General features: G+C 52.5%; 18 protein-coding genes. 12 read left to right on the top strand and 6 right to left on the bottom strand.

Going from position 1 to position 19,515, the window contains the following annotated elements; all coding sequences use genetic code 11:
• Position 1 precedes the first annotated feature (1 nt).
• Genes queF through FFI95_RS06505 form a run of 3 tightly spaced genes read right to left on the bottom strand, consistent with a single transcriptional unit; the run spans position 2 to position 2,582 of the window.
• Complete coding sequence (queF, locus tag FFI95_RS06515; RefSeq protein ID WP_144821627.1) at positions 2-820, bottom strand: NADPH-dependent 7-cyano-7-deazaguanine reductase QueF; 819 nt, start codon at positions 818-820, stop codon at positions 2-4.
• A gap of 41 nt (positions 821-861) precedes the next feature.
• On the bottom strand, positions 862-1,635 hold the full coding sequence (locus FFI95_RS06510; protein ID WP_144821626.1) for an ABC transporter permease: 774 nt from the start codon (positions 1,633-1,635) through the stop codon (positions 862-864).
• Positions 1,632-2,582 carry an ABC transporter ATP-binding protein gene (locus FFI95_RS06505; protein ID WP_144821625.1) on the bottom strand — a complete coding sequence of 317 codons (951 nt, stop codon included), beginning with the start codon at positions 2,580-2,582 and terminating at the stop codon, positions 1,632-1,634. Before FFI95_RS06505 ends, FFI95_RS06510 begins: the two co-directional genes overlap by 4 nt.
• 185 nt (positions 2,583-2,767) lie before the next feature.
• Here FFI95_RS06505 and FFI95_RS06500 point away from each other — a divergent pair, with 185 nt between their 5' ends.
• A complete protein-coding gene (locus FFI95_RS06500) occupies positions 2,768-3,916 on the top strand; it encodes an organic solvent ABC transporter permease (RefSeq protein WP_144821624.1) in 1,149 nt (382 codons plus the stop codon).
• A 52-nt stretch (positions 3,917-3,968) separates the two neighbouring features.
• Here the strand turns inward: FFI95_RS06500 and FFI95_RS06495 are convergent, their stop codons facing one another.
• Positions 3,969-4,247: a PilZ domain-containing protein gene (locus tag FFI95_RS06495; RefSeq protein ID WP_144821623.1), complete on the bottom strand. Its 279-nt coding sequence runs from the start codon at positions 4,245-4,247 to the stop codon at positions 3,969-3,971.
• Positions 4,248-4,477: 230 nt separating this feature from the next.
• Between FFI95_RS06495 and FFI95_RS06490 the strand changes: the two genes are divergently transcribed.
• Both FFI95_RS06490 and FFI95_RS06485 read left to right on the top strand, forming a co-directional pair.
• Complete coding sequence (locus FFI95_RS06490) at positions 4,478-5,491, top strand: Fe(3+) ABC transporter substrate-binding protein (protein WP_144821622.1); 1,014 nt, start codon at positions 4,478-4,480, stop codon at positions 5,489-5,491.
• A 149-nt stretch (positions 5,492-5,640) separates the two neighbouring features.
• Complete coding sequence (locus FFI95_RS06485; RefSeq protein WP_144821621.1) at positions 5,641-7,329, top strand: ABC transporter permease; 1,689 nt, start codon at positions 5,641-5,643, stop codon at positions 7,327-7,329.
• Positions 7,330-7,340: 11 nt separating this feature from the next.
• Here FFI95_RS06485 and FFI95_RS06480 read toward each other — a convergent pair whose 3' ends face one another.
• Positions 7,341-7,832 (bottom strand): thioesterase domain-containing protein, encoded by a 492-nt coding sequence (locus FFI95_RS06480; RefSeq protein WP_144821620.1) that lies wholly within the window; start codon positions 7,830-7,832, stop codon positions 7,341-7,343.
• Between the two features lie 62 nt (positions 7,833-7,894).
• Positions 7,895-9,562, bottom strand: a complete 1,668-nt coding sequence (locus FFI95_RS06475) for an AMP-binding protein (RefSeq protein ID WP_144821619.1) — start codon at positions 9,560-9,562, stop codon at positions 7,895-7,897.
• Between the two features lie 196 nt (positions 9,563-9,758).
• Here FFI95_RS06475 and FFI95_RS06470 point away from each other — a divergent pair, with 196 nt between their 5' ends.
• The 9 genes from FFI95_RS06470 (at position 9,759) to FFI95_RS06430 (ending at position 19,166) form a co-directional block, all read left to right on the top strand.
• On the top strand, positions 9,759-10,733 hold the full coding sequence (locus tag FFI95_RS06470) for an ABC transporter substrate-binding protein (RefSeq protein WP_144821618.1): 975 nt from the start codon (positions 9,759-9,761) through the stop codon (positions 10,731-10,733).
• A 68-nt stretch (positions 10,734-10,801) separates the two neighbouring features.
• Positions 10,802-11,704: an ABC transporter permease gene (locus FFI95_RS06465; RefSeq protein ID WP_144821617.1), complete on the top strand. Its 903-nt coding sequence runs from the start codon at positions 10,802-10,804 to the stop codon at positions 11,702-11,704.
• Positions 11,705-11,713: 9 nt separating this feature from the next.
• Positions 11,714-12,508 (top strand): ABC transporter ATP-binding protein, encoded by a 795-nt coding sequence (locus FFI95_RS06460; RefSeq protein WP_144821616.1) that lies wholly within the window; start codon positions 11,714-11,716, stop codon positions 12,506-12,508.
• A 267-nt stretch (positions 12,509-12,775) separates the two neighbouring features.
• Positions 12,776-14,926, top strand: coding sequence for an adenosylcobalamin-dependent ribonucleoside-diphosphate reductase (locus FFI95_RS06455; RefSeq protein ID WP_178974842.1), 2,151 nt, complete (start codon positions 12,776-12,778; stop codon positions 14,924-14,926).
• Between the two features lie 28 nt (positions 14,927-14,954).
• Positions 14,955-15,650: a TSCPD domain-containing protein gene (locus FFI95_RS06450; RefSeq protein WP_144821615.1), complete on the top strand. Its 696-nt coding sequence runs from the start codon at positions 14,955-14,957 to the stop codon at positions 15,648-15,650.
• A 293-nt stretch (positions 15,651-15,943) separates the two neighbouring features.
• Entirely contained in the window at positions 15,944-16,549 is a 606-nt protein-coding gene (locus FFI95_RS06445) for a hypothetical protein (RefSeq protein WP_144821614.1), read from the top strand.
• A 100-nt stretch (positions 16,550-16,649) separates the two neighbouring features.
• Complete coding sequence (locus tag FFI95_RS06440) at positions 16,650-17,681, top strand: ParA family protein (protein ID WP_144821613.1); 1,032 nt, start codon at positions 16,650-16,652, stop codon at positions 17,679-17,681.
• Positions 17,682-17,784: 103 nt separating this feature from the next.
• The gene (locus tag FFI95_RS06435; RefSeq protein WP_144821612.1) at positions 17,785-18,663 is read left to right on the top strand and encodes a hypothetical protein; all 879 of its coding nucleotides are present in this window, start codon (positions 17,785-17,787) and stop codon (positions 18,661-18,663) included.
• Positions 18,663-19,166 (top strand): hypothetical protein, encoded by a 504-nt coding sequence (locus tag FFI95_RS06430; protein ID WP_144821611.1) that lies wholly within the window; start codon positions 18,663-18,665, stop codon positions 19,164-19,166. The genes FFI95_RS06435 and FFI95_RS06430 overlap by 1 nt, the downstream gene beginning before the upstream one ends.
• The last annotated feature ends 349 nt before the right edge of the window (positions 19,167-19,515 follow it).

The following is a 19,515-nucleotide window of genomic DNA, read 5'->3' as shown; positions in this document are numbered from 1 at the left end:
TCTACTGCCTTACCAGCCTTGGCCCCACCTGCTCTTCGGGTTCTGTACTGCGCCAGGGGTTAATATCCAGCCCACCCCGACGCGTATAACGCGCACACACGGTAAGACTTTCCGGCTGACACAGGTTCAGCAGATCGGTAAACAACGTCTCCACACAATGTTCGTGAAAATCCTGCTTTTGCCGAAAACTGACGAGATACCGCAACAGCCCCGCGCGATCCACCGCCGGACCGGTATAGCTCACCAATACCGTCCCCCAGTCTGGCTGGCCAGTAACGGGGCAATTACTCTTCAGTAGGTGCGAGCAGAGTTTCTCAGTTACCACAGGCCCCGAGGCAGTAAGCGATTCCGGAGCATAGCTGTACACCACATCGTCTACCACCTCATTATCAATCAATTCGTAGCCGGCGGGGCGCCCGACCGCCGTATGCGAGTGATCTACACTGTTAAAGTGCACACTCACCGCTGCCCCGCAAGCGCTTGATAAATCGCGGGTTACCGTTTCCACAACCTGATCAGAAGAAGAGAAAACCGTCTGATTCAGGGAGTTCAGGTACAGCTTCAGCGACTTGGACTCAATAATGGCAGGCGCTGCAGCCGGAAACCGGATCTCTGCCCACGCCAGATCAGGAATGCCGCTGGGGCGCAACCAGGAAACCTCCCACGCCTGCCAGAGATCGCCTCCAAACCAGGGCCAACGCCCGTCCGGGAAGCCCAGGCGACGCCGGTTTTCCTCCCGCGCCACGGGGAAAAGCAAAGAAGGATCATACTGATCCGGATAGTCACTGTTTTTGCCAAGTGGCGCGTTATCGAGTGCCATAAAATTCCCAAACTAAACTATATCTGGACCAGAATCTGGTATCAGTGGCGTATGCCTTTACCGCGAGCCAGCAACTTAAGGGCAATCGCAGAAAGCACCACAATAAAGACCAGAATCATCACAAGCGAAACAAACGGGTTCACATCAGACACACCCAGAATGCCGTACCGGAAACCATTCACCATATACAGAATCGGGTTAACCATAGATACGCCCTGCCAGAAATCCGGAAGCAGATCGATACTATAGAAAACCCCGCCCAGATAGGTAAGCGGCGTCAGGACAAAGGTCGGCACAATGGACACATCATCAAACTTGGTTGCCAGCAAGGCGTTAATAAAGCCACCCACAGCGAACAACGCCGAGGTGAGAAACACCGTAACCACAACCATCGGCAGGTTATGGATCTGCAGTCGGGTAAATGCCAGTGACAGTAGGGTCACGATAACCCCGATTCCCAGTCCCCGGGCCATACCGCCGGTTACGTAACCTGCGAGAATAATCCAGTTAGGCACAGGGGAAACCAGTAGCTCCTCGACACTGCGCTGGAATTTCATGGAGAAAAAAGACGAAACCACGTTGGCGTAGGAGCTGGTAATCACCGCCATCATGATCAACCCGGGAACAATGAACGACATATAATCAAAGCCGCCCATTTCACCAACACGGGAACCTATCAGGTTACCGAAAATAATAAAGTAGAGCGTCATGGTCACTGCGGGTGGCAGCAGCGTCTGCGGCCAGATGCGGGTAAACCTGCGAACCTCTCTGACAACAATCGTACTGAATGCAACAAACAATGCCTGGGGATTCATTCTCTGCCCTCCGTGATCGATTCCGCGGCGGGCGTAGTGCTCTCTACCATGCGGATAAATAACTCCTCGAGCCGGTTTGCCTTGGTACGCATACTGACGACTTTTACGCCCTGTTGCTCCAGCTGAGAAAATACATGGTTCAGCGCCTGACCTTTCTCCACATCTACCTCAAGCACACCTTCATCGCCCAGGCGACATTCAAAGCCGTCCAGGTGTGGCGCTTTCGCCAGAGGGGTTTCAGTATCCAGCAGAAAAGTCTCAAGGCTTAGCTGTTGCAACAGCTCCCGCTTGCTGGTGTTCCGGACAATACGGCCATGATCAATAATGGCGATATTCCGACACAGGGCTTCTGCCTCTTCCAGGTAATGGGTCGTCAGAATAATGGTGGTCCCCTGTCGGTTCATCTCCTCGAGAAAAGACCACATGGAGCGCCTCAGCTCTATATCCACACCCGCGGTAGGCTCATCCAGAATCAGCAGTTTGGGCTCGTGTACCAGAGCGCGGGCAATCATAAGCCTGCGCTTCATGCCGCCGGACAGCATACGTGCCGGCGTATTGCGTTTATCCCAGAGACCCAGTTTTTTCAGATACTTCTCTGCAGAAATCGCAGCTTTTTTCAGTGGAATTCCATAATAACCGGCCTGAATGGTGACAATATCAAACACCTTTTCAAACTGGTTAAAGTTAAACTCCTGGGGAACAACGCCAAGATTGAGTTTGGCATCTGAAAGGTGGGTATCAATATCGTAGCCAAACACCTTTACCTTGCCGGCGGTTTTTGTGACAAGAGAACACACAATACCCAACGTGGTGGATTTGCCGGCACCATTGGGTCCCAACAGTGCAAAAAAATCACCTTCTTTCACACAAAGGTCGATTCCTTTCAGAGCCTCAAACCCACTGCCGTAGGTTTTCGTAAGCCCCTCAATTTCCAGCGCATTGGTCATAAAAGGTTCCGATTTAAAAAAGCGATATACAGGGATGTTCCTCTATTGAGGCGCATTCATCTTTTTCAAGGCTGGCGCCCACTACCACACCCGGGCGGCAAGATCCGTAATCTGCGACAGGTACCCCATTATACGCAAAGCAGCCTGCTTATAATGTGGTTACAACAAATTACAAAAGGTTGGTCATGACTGCAGTTACTCCCTGTCCGGTGTTAAGCCTGCCCAGAGCCGTGCTTGCTCTGGTGTTGATAAGCCTCCTTCTATCCGGATGCTTTAGCGGCGACAGCGACAGCAGCAGCAATGATACAGAAACAGGACAGATAAATGCGCTCGGCATCCGCGGCCTGACTTACAAAACAAACAGCCAGCACGGAAAAACCGACACTCAGGGCCGGTTTCAATACTACCCAGGTGAAACCCTTGAATTGAACGTGGGCAACCTCTCTCTCGCAGAAGGGGTTCCGGCTCAGGAATGGGTAACACCGCTGGAATTCTTCCCCGATATCCGGGCGCAACTTTCAACCGTCTCTGTTAACGATCAGGGATTAAGTACTCACCGACCCACAGAGAAAAAGCTCATTACGCGCACTCCCCTTCTGAACCTGACCCGTTTTCTGATTGCGCTGAACTGGAACGAGAACCTGAAGGACAATGAAGGCATTGAGATACGTGACCGCGTTATTCAACAGCTAAACGCGGCCCTGCCGAGCTTGAGCAGCCCGATAGACTTTAACGTAAGTGAGGCCGAGTTCACTAAAAATAATAAAAACGATATGTCGGCGGCAAACCAGCTCCTTGCGCAAATCTGTTTTTACCCGAAAGACCATGAAATCTGCGGCGCCCCTCCCACCGAGGCAGAAATACAAAACGCAGACGAACGCCCCAGGAATGAAAATAACTGGGACCCGGACATTGAGTACAAACAGGACCTGGAGAACAAAAGAAACCGTATTTTCGAAGCTGTCCGCTCACTGGACGACTTCGATACCGAGCAGGCCCGCAGTTATCTTCGCCGCGAGCTGAACCGCATCTCTACTATCATCGGCAATCGCTATTACCTGGATGATCATATCGCTAAGGTAAAAGCAGACGATACAGATTTGAAACAGGTGAGTATCAGTCGAATTGGCGGTAAACCTGAGCTTGCAGATCTGGAAGCCATCACAACCCGCCCTCAAGACGTGGTCGTGCATTCTTATGGCAGCCAGACAGCAGAGGTGGAGTATTTTGTGTCAGGTGATGCCGGAGGAGAGTCAGAAATTATCACCTCATTTTTGCCAGAGAACACATACAGGTGGGTGCAAAAAAGCCTGCGGGTAGTGATTACCAACTAAGCACGGGGCGTGCCAGGCAGCAGTGCTCGCATCCTGGCTTACTGAGCACTCGTCACTCAGCACTCTCCTTAAACTGCAGACCGAAGCCGTCGTTGGTTTCACGCACAACCAACATCTTCAGGATCGGTGCCGGAACGGGCAAGCCTTGCACCTGCACACTCACTTCGTCGCCGAGGGCAGGCGTAAACGGAGCATCTTCTACAACAATAAACACACCACCATCCGACACATCCCGGGTTGAGAATACAAACTCACCCTGCGCTTCATGGCTGACTTTTACAACCGCGTTCATGGCTGTACGGCTGTGCTCTCTACGGTCACCAGAGTCCATTAGAAAAAATCCACTATATTTCTGTTTTTATTTTGCAGAAGGCGACTGCGTTGTCTGTCATCAGCCACTCCAACTCACCACTAAAAGGGTACCACCTTTTTCCTGAATATACGCCCACGGTAATGTTGACTTCTCTGCCGACACAAATGAGAATGGTTGCCGTTACCAGGCGCTGGTCACTCTCACATGTCCTCGCGCACTTTTAACCAAACACAGTAAAGGATGGCTCAATGCGCACAAAACTCACTGCAGCAGCGGCAATCGCTCTCACCGCCCTTCCGCTTTCGGCATCAGCAGACGGCGAGGTCAACATTTATTCTTATCGGCAGGCTTACCTTCTGGAGCCTTTGCTGAATGCCTTTGAGAAAGAAACCGGCATCGAGAGCAACGTAGTGTTTGCCAAAAAAGGACTGGCAGAGCGCCTTGAGCGAGAGGGCCGTAACAGTCCCGCAGACGTCGTGATGACCGTTGATATTTCCAGAATCAATGAACTGGTTGAACGCGACCTGGTGCAGGGTGTGGACAGCGAAACACTGGAAGAAAATGTTCCGGAAAACCTGCGTCACCCGGATGGAAAGTGGTTTGCTCTGACAACCCGCGCCCGCCTGATTTACACCTCCAAAGAACGTGTGGATGAGGGTGAGATTACCACCTACGAAGAACTGGCCGATGACAAGTGGAACAACCGCATCTGTACCCGAAGCGGTAAGCATCCGTATAACATTGCGCTGATCTCTTCCATGATCGCCCATCACGGTGAAGCGGAAACCGAAACCTGGCTCAAGGGCCTGAAAGACAACCTGGCCCGCAAGCCTCAGGGTGGCGACCGTGACCAGATCAAAGCCATTGCCGAAGGCGTCTGCGACGTTTCCATTGGCAACAGCTACTACTATGGCAACATGCTGCGCGATGAAAACCAGCGCCCGGCTGCAGAAGCTGTTCGTCTGGTCTTCCCGAACGCCGATGGCCGTGGAACGCACATCAACATCAGCGGCATTTCCCTGACCAAAAGCGCACCCAACCGGGAGAACGCAGTAAAACTGATGGAGTTCCTGTCCTCGCCCGAGGCACAGAGCATTTACGCCAAGGCCAACACCGAATACCCGGCAAACCCGAACGTCGAGCTTACCGGCCTGGTTGCCGAGTGGGGCCCGATTCAGCCGGACAGCCTTTCGCTGCAGGAAATTGCAGAAAGGCGCAATGCCGCAGTCAAGCTGGTTGACCGTGTAGACTACGACGGCTAATCAGATCCCTGGCGAGGGCAGCCCGCCTGCCCTCGTTACTGCCTTGATACACCTGGTAAATGACGCCTGTCATTGCAGCAATCAAGTGAGCTGACTACAATCAGTGCCTTTCATCAGCACCATCCACACTTTTTAGCAACAGGAAACCTATGAGCGAGGCCGCGACCAGCGTTAATCCCGGGCTGACTCAGCCCCTGCTGGCAAAGCGAACCTCTCGCCGCTGGCTGTTCAGTGCGATACTGACCACTGCTGTTGTCGCCCTGCCGGTTCTCTCCGTTATCATTCTGGCCTTTTTCCCTGAAGAAAATATCTGGCCACACCTGATACAAACCACGCTGCCCCGCTACCTGATCACCACAGGAAAGCTGATGTTCGGGGTCGGGGTGATCACCCTGGTGATTGGCCTTGCAACAGCCTGGGCTGTCACCATGTGTGAGTTCCCGGGCCGGAAGTATTTTGAATGGGCCATGTTACTGCCGTTTGCCGTACCGGCGTATGTCATCGCCTATGTTTACACCAGCCTGCTGGACTACGCAGGCCCGGTTCAGAGTGCCCTCAGGGGCATATTTGGCTGGAGCAGCGCGGCCGATTACTGGTTCCCCGAGATCCGCAGCCTCGAAGGCGCCACACTGATGCTCGGCCTGGTCCTGTATCCCTACGTTTACCTTCTGGCCCGCGCGGCTTTCCTTGAGCAGTCGCCCTCCCTGTTTGCGGTCAGCCGCAGCCTGGGGCATTCCGCCCTGAGTACGTTTTTCAAAGTGGTTTTACCCATTGCCCGCCCCGCTATCGCGGTAGGGCTGTCACTGGTGCTCATGGAAACACTGAACGACTTCGGCACCGTGGACTTTTTTGCGGTACAAACACTGACCGCCGGCCTGTTTGATACCTGGATGAACCTGGGCAACCTTGGCGGTGCCGCGCAGATTGCCACCACCATGCTCATTTTTGTTGTGATTCTGGTTACCCTGGAGCGTTACTCCCGGCGGCGTCAGCAACAGTTTGCAGCCAGGGATAACCGGGACCCGATCCGTCGCTTTACCATGTCGTTTCCCCGCCAGATGATCTGTGTTGTTGTATGCGCTATCCCGGTAGTGCTGGGCTTTATTGTTCCCGGCGTAACCCTGAGTGTTTATGCGTGGGAATACTTTGGTGAAAGCTGGACCCCGGACTTCATCGCCAACACATTCAACAGCCTGTTTCTGTCAGGAACCGCAGCCCTGACCACCCTGCTGATTGGTATTACTCTGGCCTACAGCCGTCGGCTTCACAATACCCGGGGTATGCAGGTACTTATGCGCCTCTCAAGCCTGGGCTATGCCATGCCAGGTGCCGTTCTGGCGGTGGGCGTGATTGTTCCTCTGGCGGGTTTTGATAACTGGCTGGACAGCCTGATGCGGGATTATTTTGGCGTAAGCAGCGGTCTTCTTCTCAGCGGCTCTGCTTTTGCCCTTGTGTTTGCCTACACCGTCCGCTTTCTGGCGGTCTCTGCCGGCAGTGTGGAAAGCGCGCTGCAAAAGGTCACACCCAGCATGGATATGGCGTCCCGGTCCCTGGGTAACAGCCCGGGAAAAACCCTGGTTAAGGTGCATCTGCCGATGCTGCGGGGCACACTGGTCACGGCCGCTTTGGTGGTGTTTGTTGATTGCATGAAGGAGCTGCCAGCCACGCTGATTCTGCGGCCTTTCAACTTTGAAACACTGGCAACCTACGTTTACCAGTTTGCGTCAGACGAACGCCTGTATCACAGTGCCCTGCCCGCCCTGATTATTGTGCTGGCCGGCATTATTCCAATCATCCTGATGAGCAAATCCATTTCCAACACCCGCTCCATGGCGTGATACTGATCGCCTCAGAACTGCAGGCTGGGTTTCGAGCGGGCATTCTGAACCACAAACCTGCCCTGGAATACCGCAACCGGGTCTGCTTGTGGGGAGCTGTCAGGCGCACCACAAAAGACTTCCGCAATCAGATCCAGCCGGCCTTTTCCGTGCCTTGCCAGGCTCTTACTGAAGCGCTCGGGAATTTCTTCACCAGGCAGGCGACAGATTGCGTAAAAGTCTGAAGTAACAGGGTCAAGATAATCAATGCTGCCAGTCTGCACCACCACACTCCCTTTTAAACCAAGATCTGCCAGCGCCAGCTCAGTCAGTCCCCAGGCAGCAGTTACTGCTACTGAGTAGACGCTGCCGCCGAAGCCTGTGCCCTGGTGGTTGGTATTGGGGGCGAGCGGCGCACTGAGAACCAGCGAGCTACCGTCCCAGGAATGCAGTTCTATGCCCAGTGCGCGGGAAAGCGGAATCTCTTCATGAATGCGCTTCTGGAACGCCGCAAGCTGACTCATACATTACTCCTGAGCTAAAAAAACAGGCCCGGGCGAGACCGGGCCTGTGCATCATAACTATTTTACTGCCAGATAACTTTCTTACGCTGTGCGTACCAGTCGTTTATCTTTCCTTCGTAGGTGTCCTCCACAACGTTCCGCTTAAGCTTAAGTGTGGGCGTCAGGAAGTTATTTTCAATTGTCCACTCATCACTCATAACCACAATAAAAGCCAGCTGTTCGTGGGGATCCACTGTTTTGTTTACCCGATCCACCAGCTGGCTGAATGTGGTCTCCAGCTCTTTGCGATACGCTTCATCTGCAACCTTGTCCCGAACCCCCTCTGCGAGCTGAACCAGAGCAAACGGCTGTGTCTGATTGGCACCGGATACGCACACCTGCTCAATGCTCTGGTTTGCCATCAGCTGGTTTTCAATCGGTGCCGGGGCAATGTATTTCCCTTTGCTGGTTTTGAAAATCTCTTTCATCCGCCCCGTAATCCGGAGCCGGCCCGCCTCATCGATTTCCCCAACGTCGCCCGTTTTCAGGAAGCCGTCTTCGGTAAAGGTCTCTTTGGTTTTTTCCTCATCCTTGTAGTAGCCCAGCATGGTGGCCGGGCTTTTGATCAGGATCTCGCCCTCAGGGCTGATTTTCGTTTCAACGCCCGGCATGTTCTCACCCACATACCCGGTACGGGAGCGCCCTGGTTTGTTGATATGGGAATACGCAAAGTTCTCGGACATGCCGTACCCTTCCAACAGCTCCAGTCCCAGGTTCCGGTACCAGTCGAGCACATCCCCGGCCAGGGGAGCCGAGCCACTGCCGGCCAGCTTGACCTTATCCAGCCCGAGTCCCTTGAGAATTTTCTTCTTGATCAACTTGTTTACCACTGGAATTTTCAGCAGCGTATCAAGTTTCTTCTGCGGCAGTTTCTGCAGAACCCCCTGCTGAAACTTGACCCACAGCCGGGGCACAGAGAGGAACAGAGTTGGCTGAGCCCGCTGCATATCTTCCACAAAGGTATCCAGCGATTCGGCAAAAAACAGATGAAAGCCAGCGTACAGTGAAGCCAGTTCAACAAAAGTACGCTCGAAAACATGCGCCAGCGGCAGGTAGGACAACATGCGCTCATCGGAGCCCACCTTCAGGACCTCCATGCCGCCCTCTGCTGCATAGGCCATATTCAGGAATGTCAGCATAACACCCTTGGGCTTACCTGTACTGCCAGAGGTATAGACAATGGTTGCCAGTTCCTCCGGCTCACGCTGAACGTTCTCCTCCAGCGGCGAGCACCGGGCAATAATGTCATCCCAGGTTTCAAAATCATTGGGCGGGCTCAGCGGGAACGAAATACAACGGACCGAGTCTGGCACCCCGGGTTTCATCATCTCCCAGTCATCCAGCTTACCCACAAACAACACATCACACTCAGCATGATTCAGAATGTAGTTCACCGTCTCCGCATTCAGAGTCGGGTACAGAGGAACAGATATATGCCCGGCCATCCAGATGGCCCAGTCGGTCATTATCCAGTGTGCACAGTTCTTGGAGATCAGCCCGATGCGGCTTTTCTCCGGCAGGTTGAGCGACTTGAGATACGACGCCATGCGGCGAGCCTCATCAACCGCCCTTCCCCATGTATACTCAACGACCTGGTCATTTCCCACCGGCTGCGTGAGATATAATGAGTCCGCCTTGGTGGCCTCCCAGTGGTAGACCATATCCAGGGGAAGTGTGTTGGTTGCTTGCATGGATCTTCCTATATTTTCGTTGTTTGAGTTATATGGGTATTATCGAGACTTTAGTAGGGTATTCCAACATATTATGGTCCGTCAAAGCGTGACGTGTGCCTAAACACGTTACCCTGCGCCACTACTAAAGCAGTGCAGCTGTGATAAACTCCCGCACCCGCTTACTGCTACTACAACAAACCACGGAGATGGGCATATGGCCACAAAAACACTGCGCACCCTGCTCGGGGCCTCAATAATGGCAATGGCAAGTCTTTCACTGGCGGCAGAGCCACCCCTGGTTGCGATTACACAGATTGTTGAACACCCGGCGCTTGACGCCACCCACGAAGGCGTAAAAGACGAACTGGCCGCGCGCGGCTATAAAGATGGCGACAACCTGCAGCTGATGCACGAAAGCGCCCAGAGTAACTCAGCCATTGCGTCCCAGATTGCCCGTAAATTTGTCGGCGAAAACGCCGATGTCATCGTGGCCATAGCCACCCCCTCCGCCCAGACAGTGGCCGCTGCCGCCCGCAACATTCCGGTTGTCTTCGCCGCCGTAACCGACCCCGTGGGTGCCAAGCTGGTAAAAGGCACAGACGCACCTGGCGCAAACATCACCGGGGTAAGCGACATGAGCCCCATTGAAAAGCATCTGGATATGCTGCAGCGCATCATGCCGGATGCCAAGCGCATTGGTACCGTATACAACCCGGGTGAAGCCAACGCTGTATCCCTGGTTGAGTTGCTGGAAGAGCGTATGGAAGCCCGCGGACTTACCCTGGTTAAGGGCGCAGCCACCAAAACATCAGAAGTGCTGGGCGCAGCTCGCTCACTGGTTGGCAAGGCAGATGCTATTTATCTGACCACCGACAATACCGTAATCAGCGCTGCTGAAGCCGTCATCTCCGTGGGTGAGCGTGCCGATATTCCGGTGTTTGCGGCCGACACAGCCACGGTTGACCGGGGTGCCGTTGCCGCCATGGGCTTTGACTATTACGACCACGGCCGCCAGGCCGGCGTTATGGTGGCCCGCATACTTGAAGGCGAAAAGCCTGCGGACATGCCCTTTGAGACCATGGAAAAGGTCAAGCTGTTCATAAACCCCGAAGCTGCTGAGCGCATGGGCATTACCCTCTCCGAGGATGTGATTGCCGATGCCGATCACGTAGTAACAAGCTCCAAGTAACGCCTGACTTACACGGACGGGTCCTGTATAACGGCCCGTCCGTTTTTCTTTCACAGTGAATTATCCCCATGCTCAGTGAAATTGCATTTTATGGCGCAATCGAAACCGGCCTGATTTACGGCCTGGTTGCGTTCGGAATCTTCCTGTCCTTTCGGGTACTCAACTTCCCCGACCTGACGGTGGATGGCAGCTTCCCTCTTGGCGCTGCGGTTGCCGCGGTCCTTATCATGGAAGGCTGGGACCCCTGGATTGCCACAGGTTGCGCCGTTCTGGCCGGCATGGCAGCGGGTGCCGTAACCGCCATTCTTAACGTTAAACTGAATATACTGAACCTGCTGGCGTCCATTCTTACAATGACTGCCCTGTATTCGGTTAACCTGCGGATAATGGGCCGGCCCAACATCGCCTTGCTGGGCGAAGAAACCGTTCTTACCCCCTGGTACTCTCTGGACCTGGCCTATCATCAGGTACCGGTGCTGCTGTTTATTATTGTTATCTTTGTCTCCCTGATCCTTCTCTGGCGCTTTATGAAATCCGAAACCGGCCTGGCCATGCGCGCCACCGGTGCCAACCCGAGAATGGCCCGCGCCCAGGGTATCGCGACCGGCGCTATGATTATCCTCGGTGTGGCCATTTCCAACGGCCTGGTCGGCCTGGCCGGTGCACTTTTTGCCCAGAGCCAGGGGGCTGCGGATGTCACCATGGGTGTGGGTGTTATCGTAATTGGACTGGCCTCACTGATTGGCGGTGAAGCGGTTGTAACGCCCGCCACCGTATTGCGCGCCCTGATTGGCTGCGTCGTCGGCGCCATAATTTACCGCCTGGCCATTGGTTTCGCCCTGAACGCCGACATTCTCGGCCTGAAGGCGCAGGACCTGAACCTGATAACCGCCGTTCTGGTCACCCTCGCGATTGTATTGCCCGGCGTTCGCAACACCGTGACCCATAAACTGACCCGCAAAAAGGCCTGAGGAGACAATATGATCAGTGCAACCGACCTCCGTCTGACCTTTGGCCAGGGAACGCCGCTGGAAAACCCGGCGCTCCAGGGCATGAGCCTCACCGTTAACCAAGGTGAGTTCGTCACCGTGATTGGCAGCAACGGCGCCGGCAAATCCACCTTCCTGAACGCTCTTGCGGGGGAAGTGATCGTGGATAGCGGCACCATTATTGTCGACAACGTCAACGTGACCCGGCTACCCACCCACAGACGCGCCAAACGCGTTGCCCGGGTGTTCCAGGACCCTTTGGCGGGCACGTGTGAAGGCCTGAGCATTGAAGAGAACCTGTCTCTTGCCATCAAGCGCGGCCAGCGCCGGGGCCTGGGTTCCGCTGTTAAAAAACAGTATATGGAACAGTTCCGGGACAGCCTGTCTTCCCTGAACCTGGGGCTGGAAAACCGCCTGGGCGACAAAATGGGCCTGCTCTCTGGCGGCCAGCGCCAGGCTGTCAGTCTTTTGATGGCAAGTCTTACCCCGTCCTCCATTCTTCTGCTGGATGAGCACACAGCCGCACTGGACCCGAAAACCGCGACCTTTGTGCTCGAGCTCACCACCAAAATCATTGAAGAACAGAAACTGACCACGCTGATGGTTACCCACAGCATGAAACAGGCTCTGGAAGTGGGTTCCCGCACCGTTATGCTGCACCAGGGACAGGTAGTGTTTGATATTCATGGCAAAGACCGGGAAGGCCTGGAAGTGAAAGACCTGCTGGAGCTGTTCGAGCAACAGCGCGGGCTGTCAGTAGACGATGACAGCCTTCTTCTGGGCTGACACAAGGGCGGACATCCGCCTTTGTGTCTGAAGACCCCGGGGCTGTGCGCTTTGCCAGCTTTCAAGCTTTTTTCCATTGATTTTCTTTGCGCTAAACCTGTTATCAATAGCCCGCCTTGAGTTCACAAACCACTATATCCTGTTATACTCACCGCAAATTCACCCATATATAGGGTTGAAGGCCAGCGCAAGCTTTACAATTTCCATAAGTACAAGCACCACTAAACGGTGCTGTCGTCAATCGTTTTTTGAACACCGAGGGTAGTGATGAACGCAAACGCTAAGGCAGAGACAGAAGCAGTGGTTACAACGATTCCCATGCAGGAAACGTCGCTTGATATCTGGAACAGCAAGTATCAGCTGAAAACCAAAACCGGCGAAGCTGTAGACAAAGACATCAACGCAACTTACCAGCGTGTTGCCACTGCCCTGGCACAGGTAGAAAACAAAGCCGTGCGCAGTGAGCAGAAAAAGAACTTTGTCTGGGCACTCAAGCACGGCGCCATCCCTGCCGGTCGCATCACCTCCAACGCAGGTGCCGAAGCCCACAAACCGGCCACATCAACGATTAACTGCACGGTTTCCGGGTCTGTTGAAGACTCCATGAACGACATTCTGGAGAAAAACCACGAAGCCGGCCTAACCCTCAAGGCTGGCTGTGGTATCGGTTATGAGTTTTCTACGCTGCGCCCCAAAGGTGCCTACGTAGCCGGCGCTGGCGCAACCACCTCCGGCCCGCTGTCGTTCATGGATATCTTCGATCGCATGTGCTTTACCGTATCGTCGGCCGGTGGCCGTCGTGGTGCGCAGATGGCAACCTTTGACGTTCACCACCCGGACGTGATTGATTTTATCCAGGCAAAACGCGAAGACGGCCGCCTGCGCCAGTTCAACCTGTCACTGCTGATCACAGAAGACTTCATTGAAGCCGTTCGCAACGATGATGACTGGCATCTCTCCTTCCCGGTCACCGAGAAAGAAGCCGAAGACGAAGGCCTGGACCTTAACGACGCCAGCCAGTTTGTGTATCGCGACTTCCCGATACTCGACGGCTACGTGGTGAACGATGAAGGCAAGGTGGCGTGCCGTATTTACCGCACCCTGAAAGCCCAGTTCATCTGGGACACCATCATGACCTCCACCTACGACTACGCCGAACCGGGCTTCATCCTGATCGACAAAGTGAACCAGATGAACAACAACTGGTTCTGCGAAGACATCCGCGCCACCAACCCTTGCGGCGAGCAACCCCTGCCCCCGTACGGCAGCTGCCTGCTCGGCTCGGTGAACCTGACCATGTTTGTCGACAACCCGTTTACCGACAAGGCCAGCTTCAACTACGAAAAATACCGCAAAGTTGTGGGCATCTTTACCCGCATGCTGGATAACGTTGTAGAGATCAACGGCCTGCCTCTGCCCGAGCAGCGCCACGAAATCATGTACAAGCGCCGCCACGGCATGGGCATTCTGGGTCTGGGCTCAACCCTGGCGATGTTGCGTATGCCCTACGGCTCAGCCGACTCTGTACAGTTTACTGAAGACGTGGTTCGGGAAATGGCGGTGGAAGGCTGGCGCCAGTCACTGGCCCTGGCCGAAGAAAAAGGCGTTGCCCCCATCATGGACGACGACTTTGAAATTACCCCCAAAATGATGAGCAAATGCCCGCAACTGGCGCAGGATGGCCACAAAATTGGCGATAAGCTCAAAGGCCGCATTCTGCACGCCAAATACAGCCGCTACATGCAGGACATTGCAGCGGTGGAGCCGGAGCTGGTGGAAAAACTGGCGGAGAAAGGTGGACGCTTTACCCACCACACCTCCATCGCCCCCACAGGCACCATCAGCCTGTCGCTGGCCAACAACGCCAGTAATGGTATCGAGCCAAGCTTCTCGCACCATTACGCCCGTAACGTCATCCGCGAAGGCCGCAAGACCAAAGAGAAAGTGGATGTGTTCTCCTTTGAACTGCTGGCTTACCGCCACCTGATTAACCCGGGTGCCATGCCGTTCTCCGATGACGCCGACAAAAAGCTGCCCAGCTACTTCACAACCGCCGACGATGTTAGCCCGGCGCAGCACGTAGACATCCAGGCAGCGGCACAAAAGTGGGTAGATTCCTCGATTTCCAAAACGGCCAACGTACCGACAGACTTTGCGTACCAGGACTTCAAGGACATTTACCACTACGCCTATGACAAAGGCCTGAAAGGCTGCACCACATTCCGGTTTAACCCGGAAGCCTTCCAGGGTGTGCTGGTAAAAGAGCAAGACCTTGAGAACACCCTGTACGAATTCACTCTGGACGATGGCAGCAAGGTTAACCTGAAGGGTAACGAACAGGTAGAATACGATGGCGAGATTCACACCGCCGCCAACCTGTTTGATGCCCTCAAAGAAGGCACCTACGGAAAGTACTGAACCGGAACACCGACACAGGACGATAGAAATGACAGTTAAAATCAGCAACAAAATTGTCGGCTACCGGGTTAAAAAAGCCGACACAGACGCAGCCGCCGAACAGGCGGCTGTACCAGCAGAGAAAAAGCCCGTAGAGATGAACGAATACATCGAGCGGCCTGAATTTCTGGTGGGCACCACCTATAAAATCAAGCCGCCGGTGGCCGAGCACGCGATGTACATTACCATCAACGACATCCTGCTCAACGAAGACACAGACCACGAATGCCGGCAGCCCTACGAAGTGTTCATAAACTCCAAGTCCATGGAGCACTTCCAGTGGGTTATCGCCCTCACCCGGGTAATCTCAGCCGTATTCCGCAAAGGCGGCGACCTGACATTCCTGGTGGAAGAGCTGCGCTCTGTATACGACCCCAACGGCGGCTACTTCAAAAAAGGCGGCGTATTCATGCCCTCCCTGGTAGCAGAAATCGGCGCCGTGATTGAAAAACACCTGAAGGCCGTAGGCCTGATGGAAACCGAGGAAATGAGCGAAACCACCAAGCGCATCCTCGCTGAAAAACGCGCCGAGTTTGAGGCCAGCACCTCCCAGGCCACCAACGACGAACAGTCTGGCGACTTCCCGCCCAACTCCACCATGTGCGGCAAGTGCAACACCAAGGCCGTCGTAATCATGGATGGATGCGCCACCTGCCTGTCGTGCGGCGACAGCAAGTGCGGCTAAGAACAAAGACTGAAAGAAGTTAAGCGAGAAGGCCCGGAGTTTGCGCTTCGGGTCTTTTTTGTGGGCACTGCCCCTACCCCCGCCTGTATTCGTGTGATGGCTTCGTTATTGCGGGAAGATATTACAAAGTTTGACTGGGTTGCGATGTTAACGTGTTGTTTATTTGGTAGGTTTGTAGTTTTAGGGGCAACGTGTTGGCGTAATCATAGAGCGGGCAAAAGGAAATGTCGCGATGATTGGATCTTTGTGGCTTCAGTCTAATTGCTTTTAAAATTCAAAATTGGAGTTTCTTAATGGAGAAAGAGGTGTTTGGAGCAGCTGCAACAATAATAGCTGCTTTAGTAACGTTGTTTGGGGCAATCTACACACACAGAAAGACAGCAGAAAATGCCAAAATTTCCGAATCGTCCAGCAGAGAGCTGGTACGAATTTCAAGAGAGTCTGAGGAAAGGCATGATAAGAGCCTATCCATGCTTAATTCCCGTCTAGAGCAAGCCGTTCACAAGGCAAATAGCATTTACTCTAAAAAATTGGATGTGCTCAGTGGTGCTTTCAACATTCTAGGAGAAATTCGATTTTTAGTTGAGAGCTATTTGACCCCGTACACGGAGCATTCTGGCTCCGGGTGCACCGAAAAAATGGAAGAGGCGTGCTTCAAATTTGAAGACCTTCGGAAGTATCACATGGCGAACTCCATTTTCTTTGACTCGGATGACGTTCTCGGCGAATCCATGGGAAAGATAATGGGAGAGCTCAACCGGATCAACAACTTAAATACGAATAATGGAAAAGAGCCCGAGTATTGGGTTAAGCAAGTTAGGGCCTTTCAAACTGTCATCGAGCCAGCGGTTGAGTCGGTTAAAAAACAGTTCCAACGGACCCTTGAGCTATCAGACTGATTTTTAACAAGGCCAGGCACGGCGACGCCTTTTTCGTTGCGGCTTTGCCTCCACTACAAAGTCGCGCATGCTGACATGCGTTATAAATGGAGAATAAATCATGAAGGTAATATCACTCTTTAATCATAAGGGCGGAGTCAGCAAGACAACCACAGCATTCAATCTTGGGTGGATGCTGGGAGAGCTTGGCCACAAAACCCTTGTGGTTGACGCAGACCCACAGTGCAATCTTACCGCGTTAGTTCTGGATTATAATTCAGTCGATGATATCGAAGATTACTATTCAAATAATCCTGGGTGTGACCTTTCAACAGGACTTCAACCGGTAATGTCTGGAAGATTAACTGGTCTTGTTGCTGGAAGCCCTGCAAAAACTGAGAACCCGAATCTATACATCTATTGCGGTAACTTGGCGCTCTCGGAGATCGAAACGCAAGTTAGTGTTGCTTTAACTACCAGTACTGCAATACCCGCGATTAAGAATCTGCCCGGAAGTATTGGAGAGTTGCTCAGAATAACCGGAAAAGAGTATGAATTCGACTACATAATAGTTGATATGAGTCCAAGTGTTGGTGCTCTAAATGAATGTTTACTGATGTCCAGCGACTATTTTATTGTCCCAACATCTCCTGATTTCTTCTGTGCTCAAGCTATCAAGTCACTTTCAAGCGTGGTCCCCCGGTGGAATGCTGATGTTGCTCCGTTCAGAGACGCGACGGTTGACTATCGGTTGCCAGAAGATCCACCAAAGTTCATTGGTTTTATTTCTCAAAGGTATCGGCCCCGCAGCGGCGCACCAGCGAAATCTTTTCAACGATGGATTGATGTTATTAAGGAAACCGTTTCTAGCAAGCTGATTCCATCGCTTCATCCGATAGGCATGACAATATCTGAAGATGAGTTTAACAAATATTCGAACACTGGAGAGCCATATAATCTTGCTAATGTAGCAGATTTTAACTCGCTGATAGCACAATCTCAAAAATTCAACGTTCCAATATTTGCATTGACTGATGAACAACTTGAGCAAGGCGGTGTAATACTTGACAACATGAAAGAGAGTAGAGACAACTTTAAATTGGTATTTCGGAAAATGGCCGAGGGGATTCATGAAATGACAGAGAATTTATAACTAGGCCAAGCATAGCGACAGCTTTGTCGTTGCGGTTTCGCCTCCACTACAAAACTGCGCGTGTTAGCGGCGTTAGAATTTCACAGATCATAGGGAGTTTCTGGTGAGAAGAGGAAGATACTATCTTGGCCGAGTGGTAAAAATAAATCTTGACCAAGAAAGATTGATGGATGCTATTGCCGGCGCTCCTATAGTATCTATCGGAAAGTTTGACTGGACGATAACGGATGTCGCCGACAATAGAAACGAAGAAACCCCTTATGTCTTTGGTAAGCTGTCTAAGTATGCAAAGGAAGGCCATGCCAAGGTAATTGATGAAATCAGTCGCTCTCAGGTCGATGCAGATGTGCCAAACCTTCTTGAGGCCAGCTCTTCATTTATATATTTGCCAGAGTATTCGGGCGTTGCATTCTTGCATGTGTGGAATGGTATTCAGGAAGACGTGTTTCCAAGAAGATTTAAATCCGTAATTGAGGCTGCCTTTGACGGTTTCTTTGTGGCTTGCGATGTAGAGCCCGTGTCAGATTATCGTGCTTTCACATCACGTCTTAAAAAGCTAAGCCATTTCACAGAGTTTTCGGCAACAGTACACCCCCCAAACCCTCTCTTCGGGAGACTATGGGGTAGTCTCAACGACTACATTGAAAATAGAAACGCTTCCGAAGTAACAGTCAAAGAGCAGACTTCTAAGGCAAAAGGTTTGAAGTCTAGAATCATCGAGCTTATGGACCGAATAATGGATTTGCCGGAGTACGAACCGGGTGAGCCGCCTGCAATTGGTGATGCAGCAATTTTGATGGCCGCTGATGGGTATGGTAGGGGAAAAGTAGTTGGGATGGAAAATGACGATGAAGTCGTGATTAAAACGAGTGATACACAAAAAAGCTTTCTTCACGACAAAGAGCCAATCCCCAAAGAGCTTGCGGTGAAAACAAAAATTCAGTTTGAAAAGATCTCCAAAGAGCGGGATATGAAGCACTGATGAAGGTGCTTTATTTCTTGAGAGTGCTTATTGTCAGCTACGAGTTCGTATTCCTTGCTTTTTGTTTAGTTGTCTACATGCTCTCGCAAAAAGTTCTTTCAGGGAGCTTCCCATTGTCGTCGCTGAATGAGGATGCGATTAAATGGGCAATGATCTTTCCCGTTGGAATTGCAGGATGGACTTTGAAAGAGGGTGTGGGAGTTCTTTTTCCAAGCGCGAAAAACGAGAAGGTTTTGCATGAATGGCCTGATTACTGGAAGCTTAAGATTCATTTTGATGTCGGCATGACCAACAGCATATTGTTTACTGTTCCGTGCTTTATTGTTTGGCTTCTGAGCATATTGAATACGTTGGTTGGGGCTTGGGTTTTTTTCGGCTTCGCTGGAGCTTTATCAATAAATGCACTCAGTTTCTACACTGCAAAGATACACTTGAGAAGCGCCTTAATTCGACTAGATGACGCCAAGAATTCTCATACATATGAGTCTTCTCGGAGTCAATAGGCAATAGTGATTTTTTTGACCGCGCCAGCGGCCAACCTAATTCCAAGCGCGAGAACGCCTGCTTCGCTAGTCTCATCGAGCTGTCAGGCACTTACAGCAAACACATATAGGGGCTCGCTTAGGTGGCTTAGGCTACTGCTTGACCGGTCGTTCCATCAGTGGGTCAAGGGCACCAGACATTCATCGGTTAACCGGTCTCTGGCACTATTCAAACGACGGGCTGCAGGGCTTCAGTTAGGTTCAGGCTCAGGACCGGTGTAAGCGCACTGGCTCATGGTATTAAGGCACGTCCACGGGCTGGCTAATCAAATCGCTCTGGCTTCAACATCGGTGACAGAGAACTGCTTCG

It is taken from the genome of Marinobacter piscis (genome assembly GCF_007671655.1).
GTDB classification, from domain to species: Bacteria; Pseudomonadota; Gammaproteobacteria; order Pseudomonadales; family Oleiphilaceae; genus Marinobacter; species Marinobacter piscensis.
This window is presented reverse-complemented; position numbering and strand designations above follow the sequence as displayed.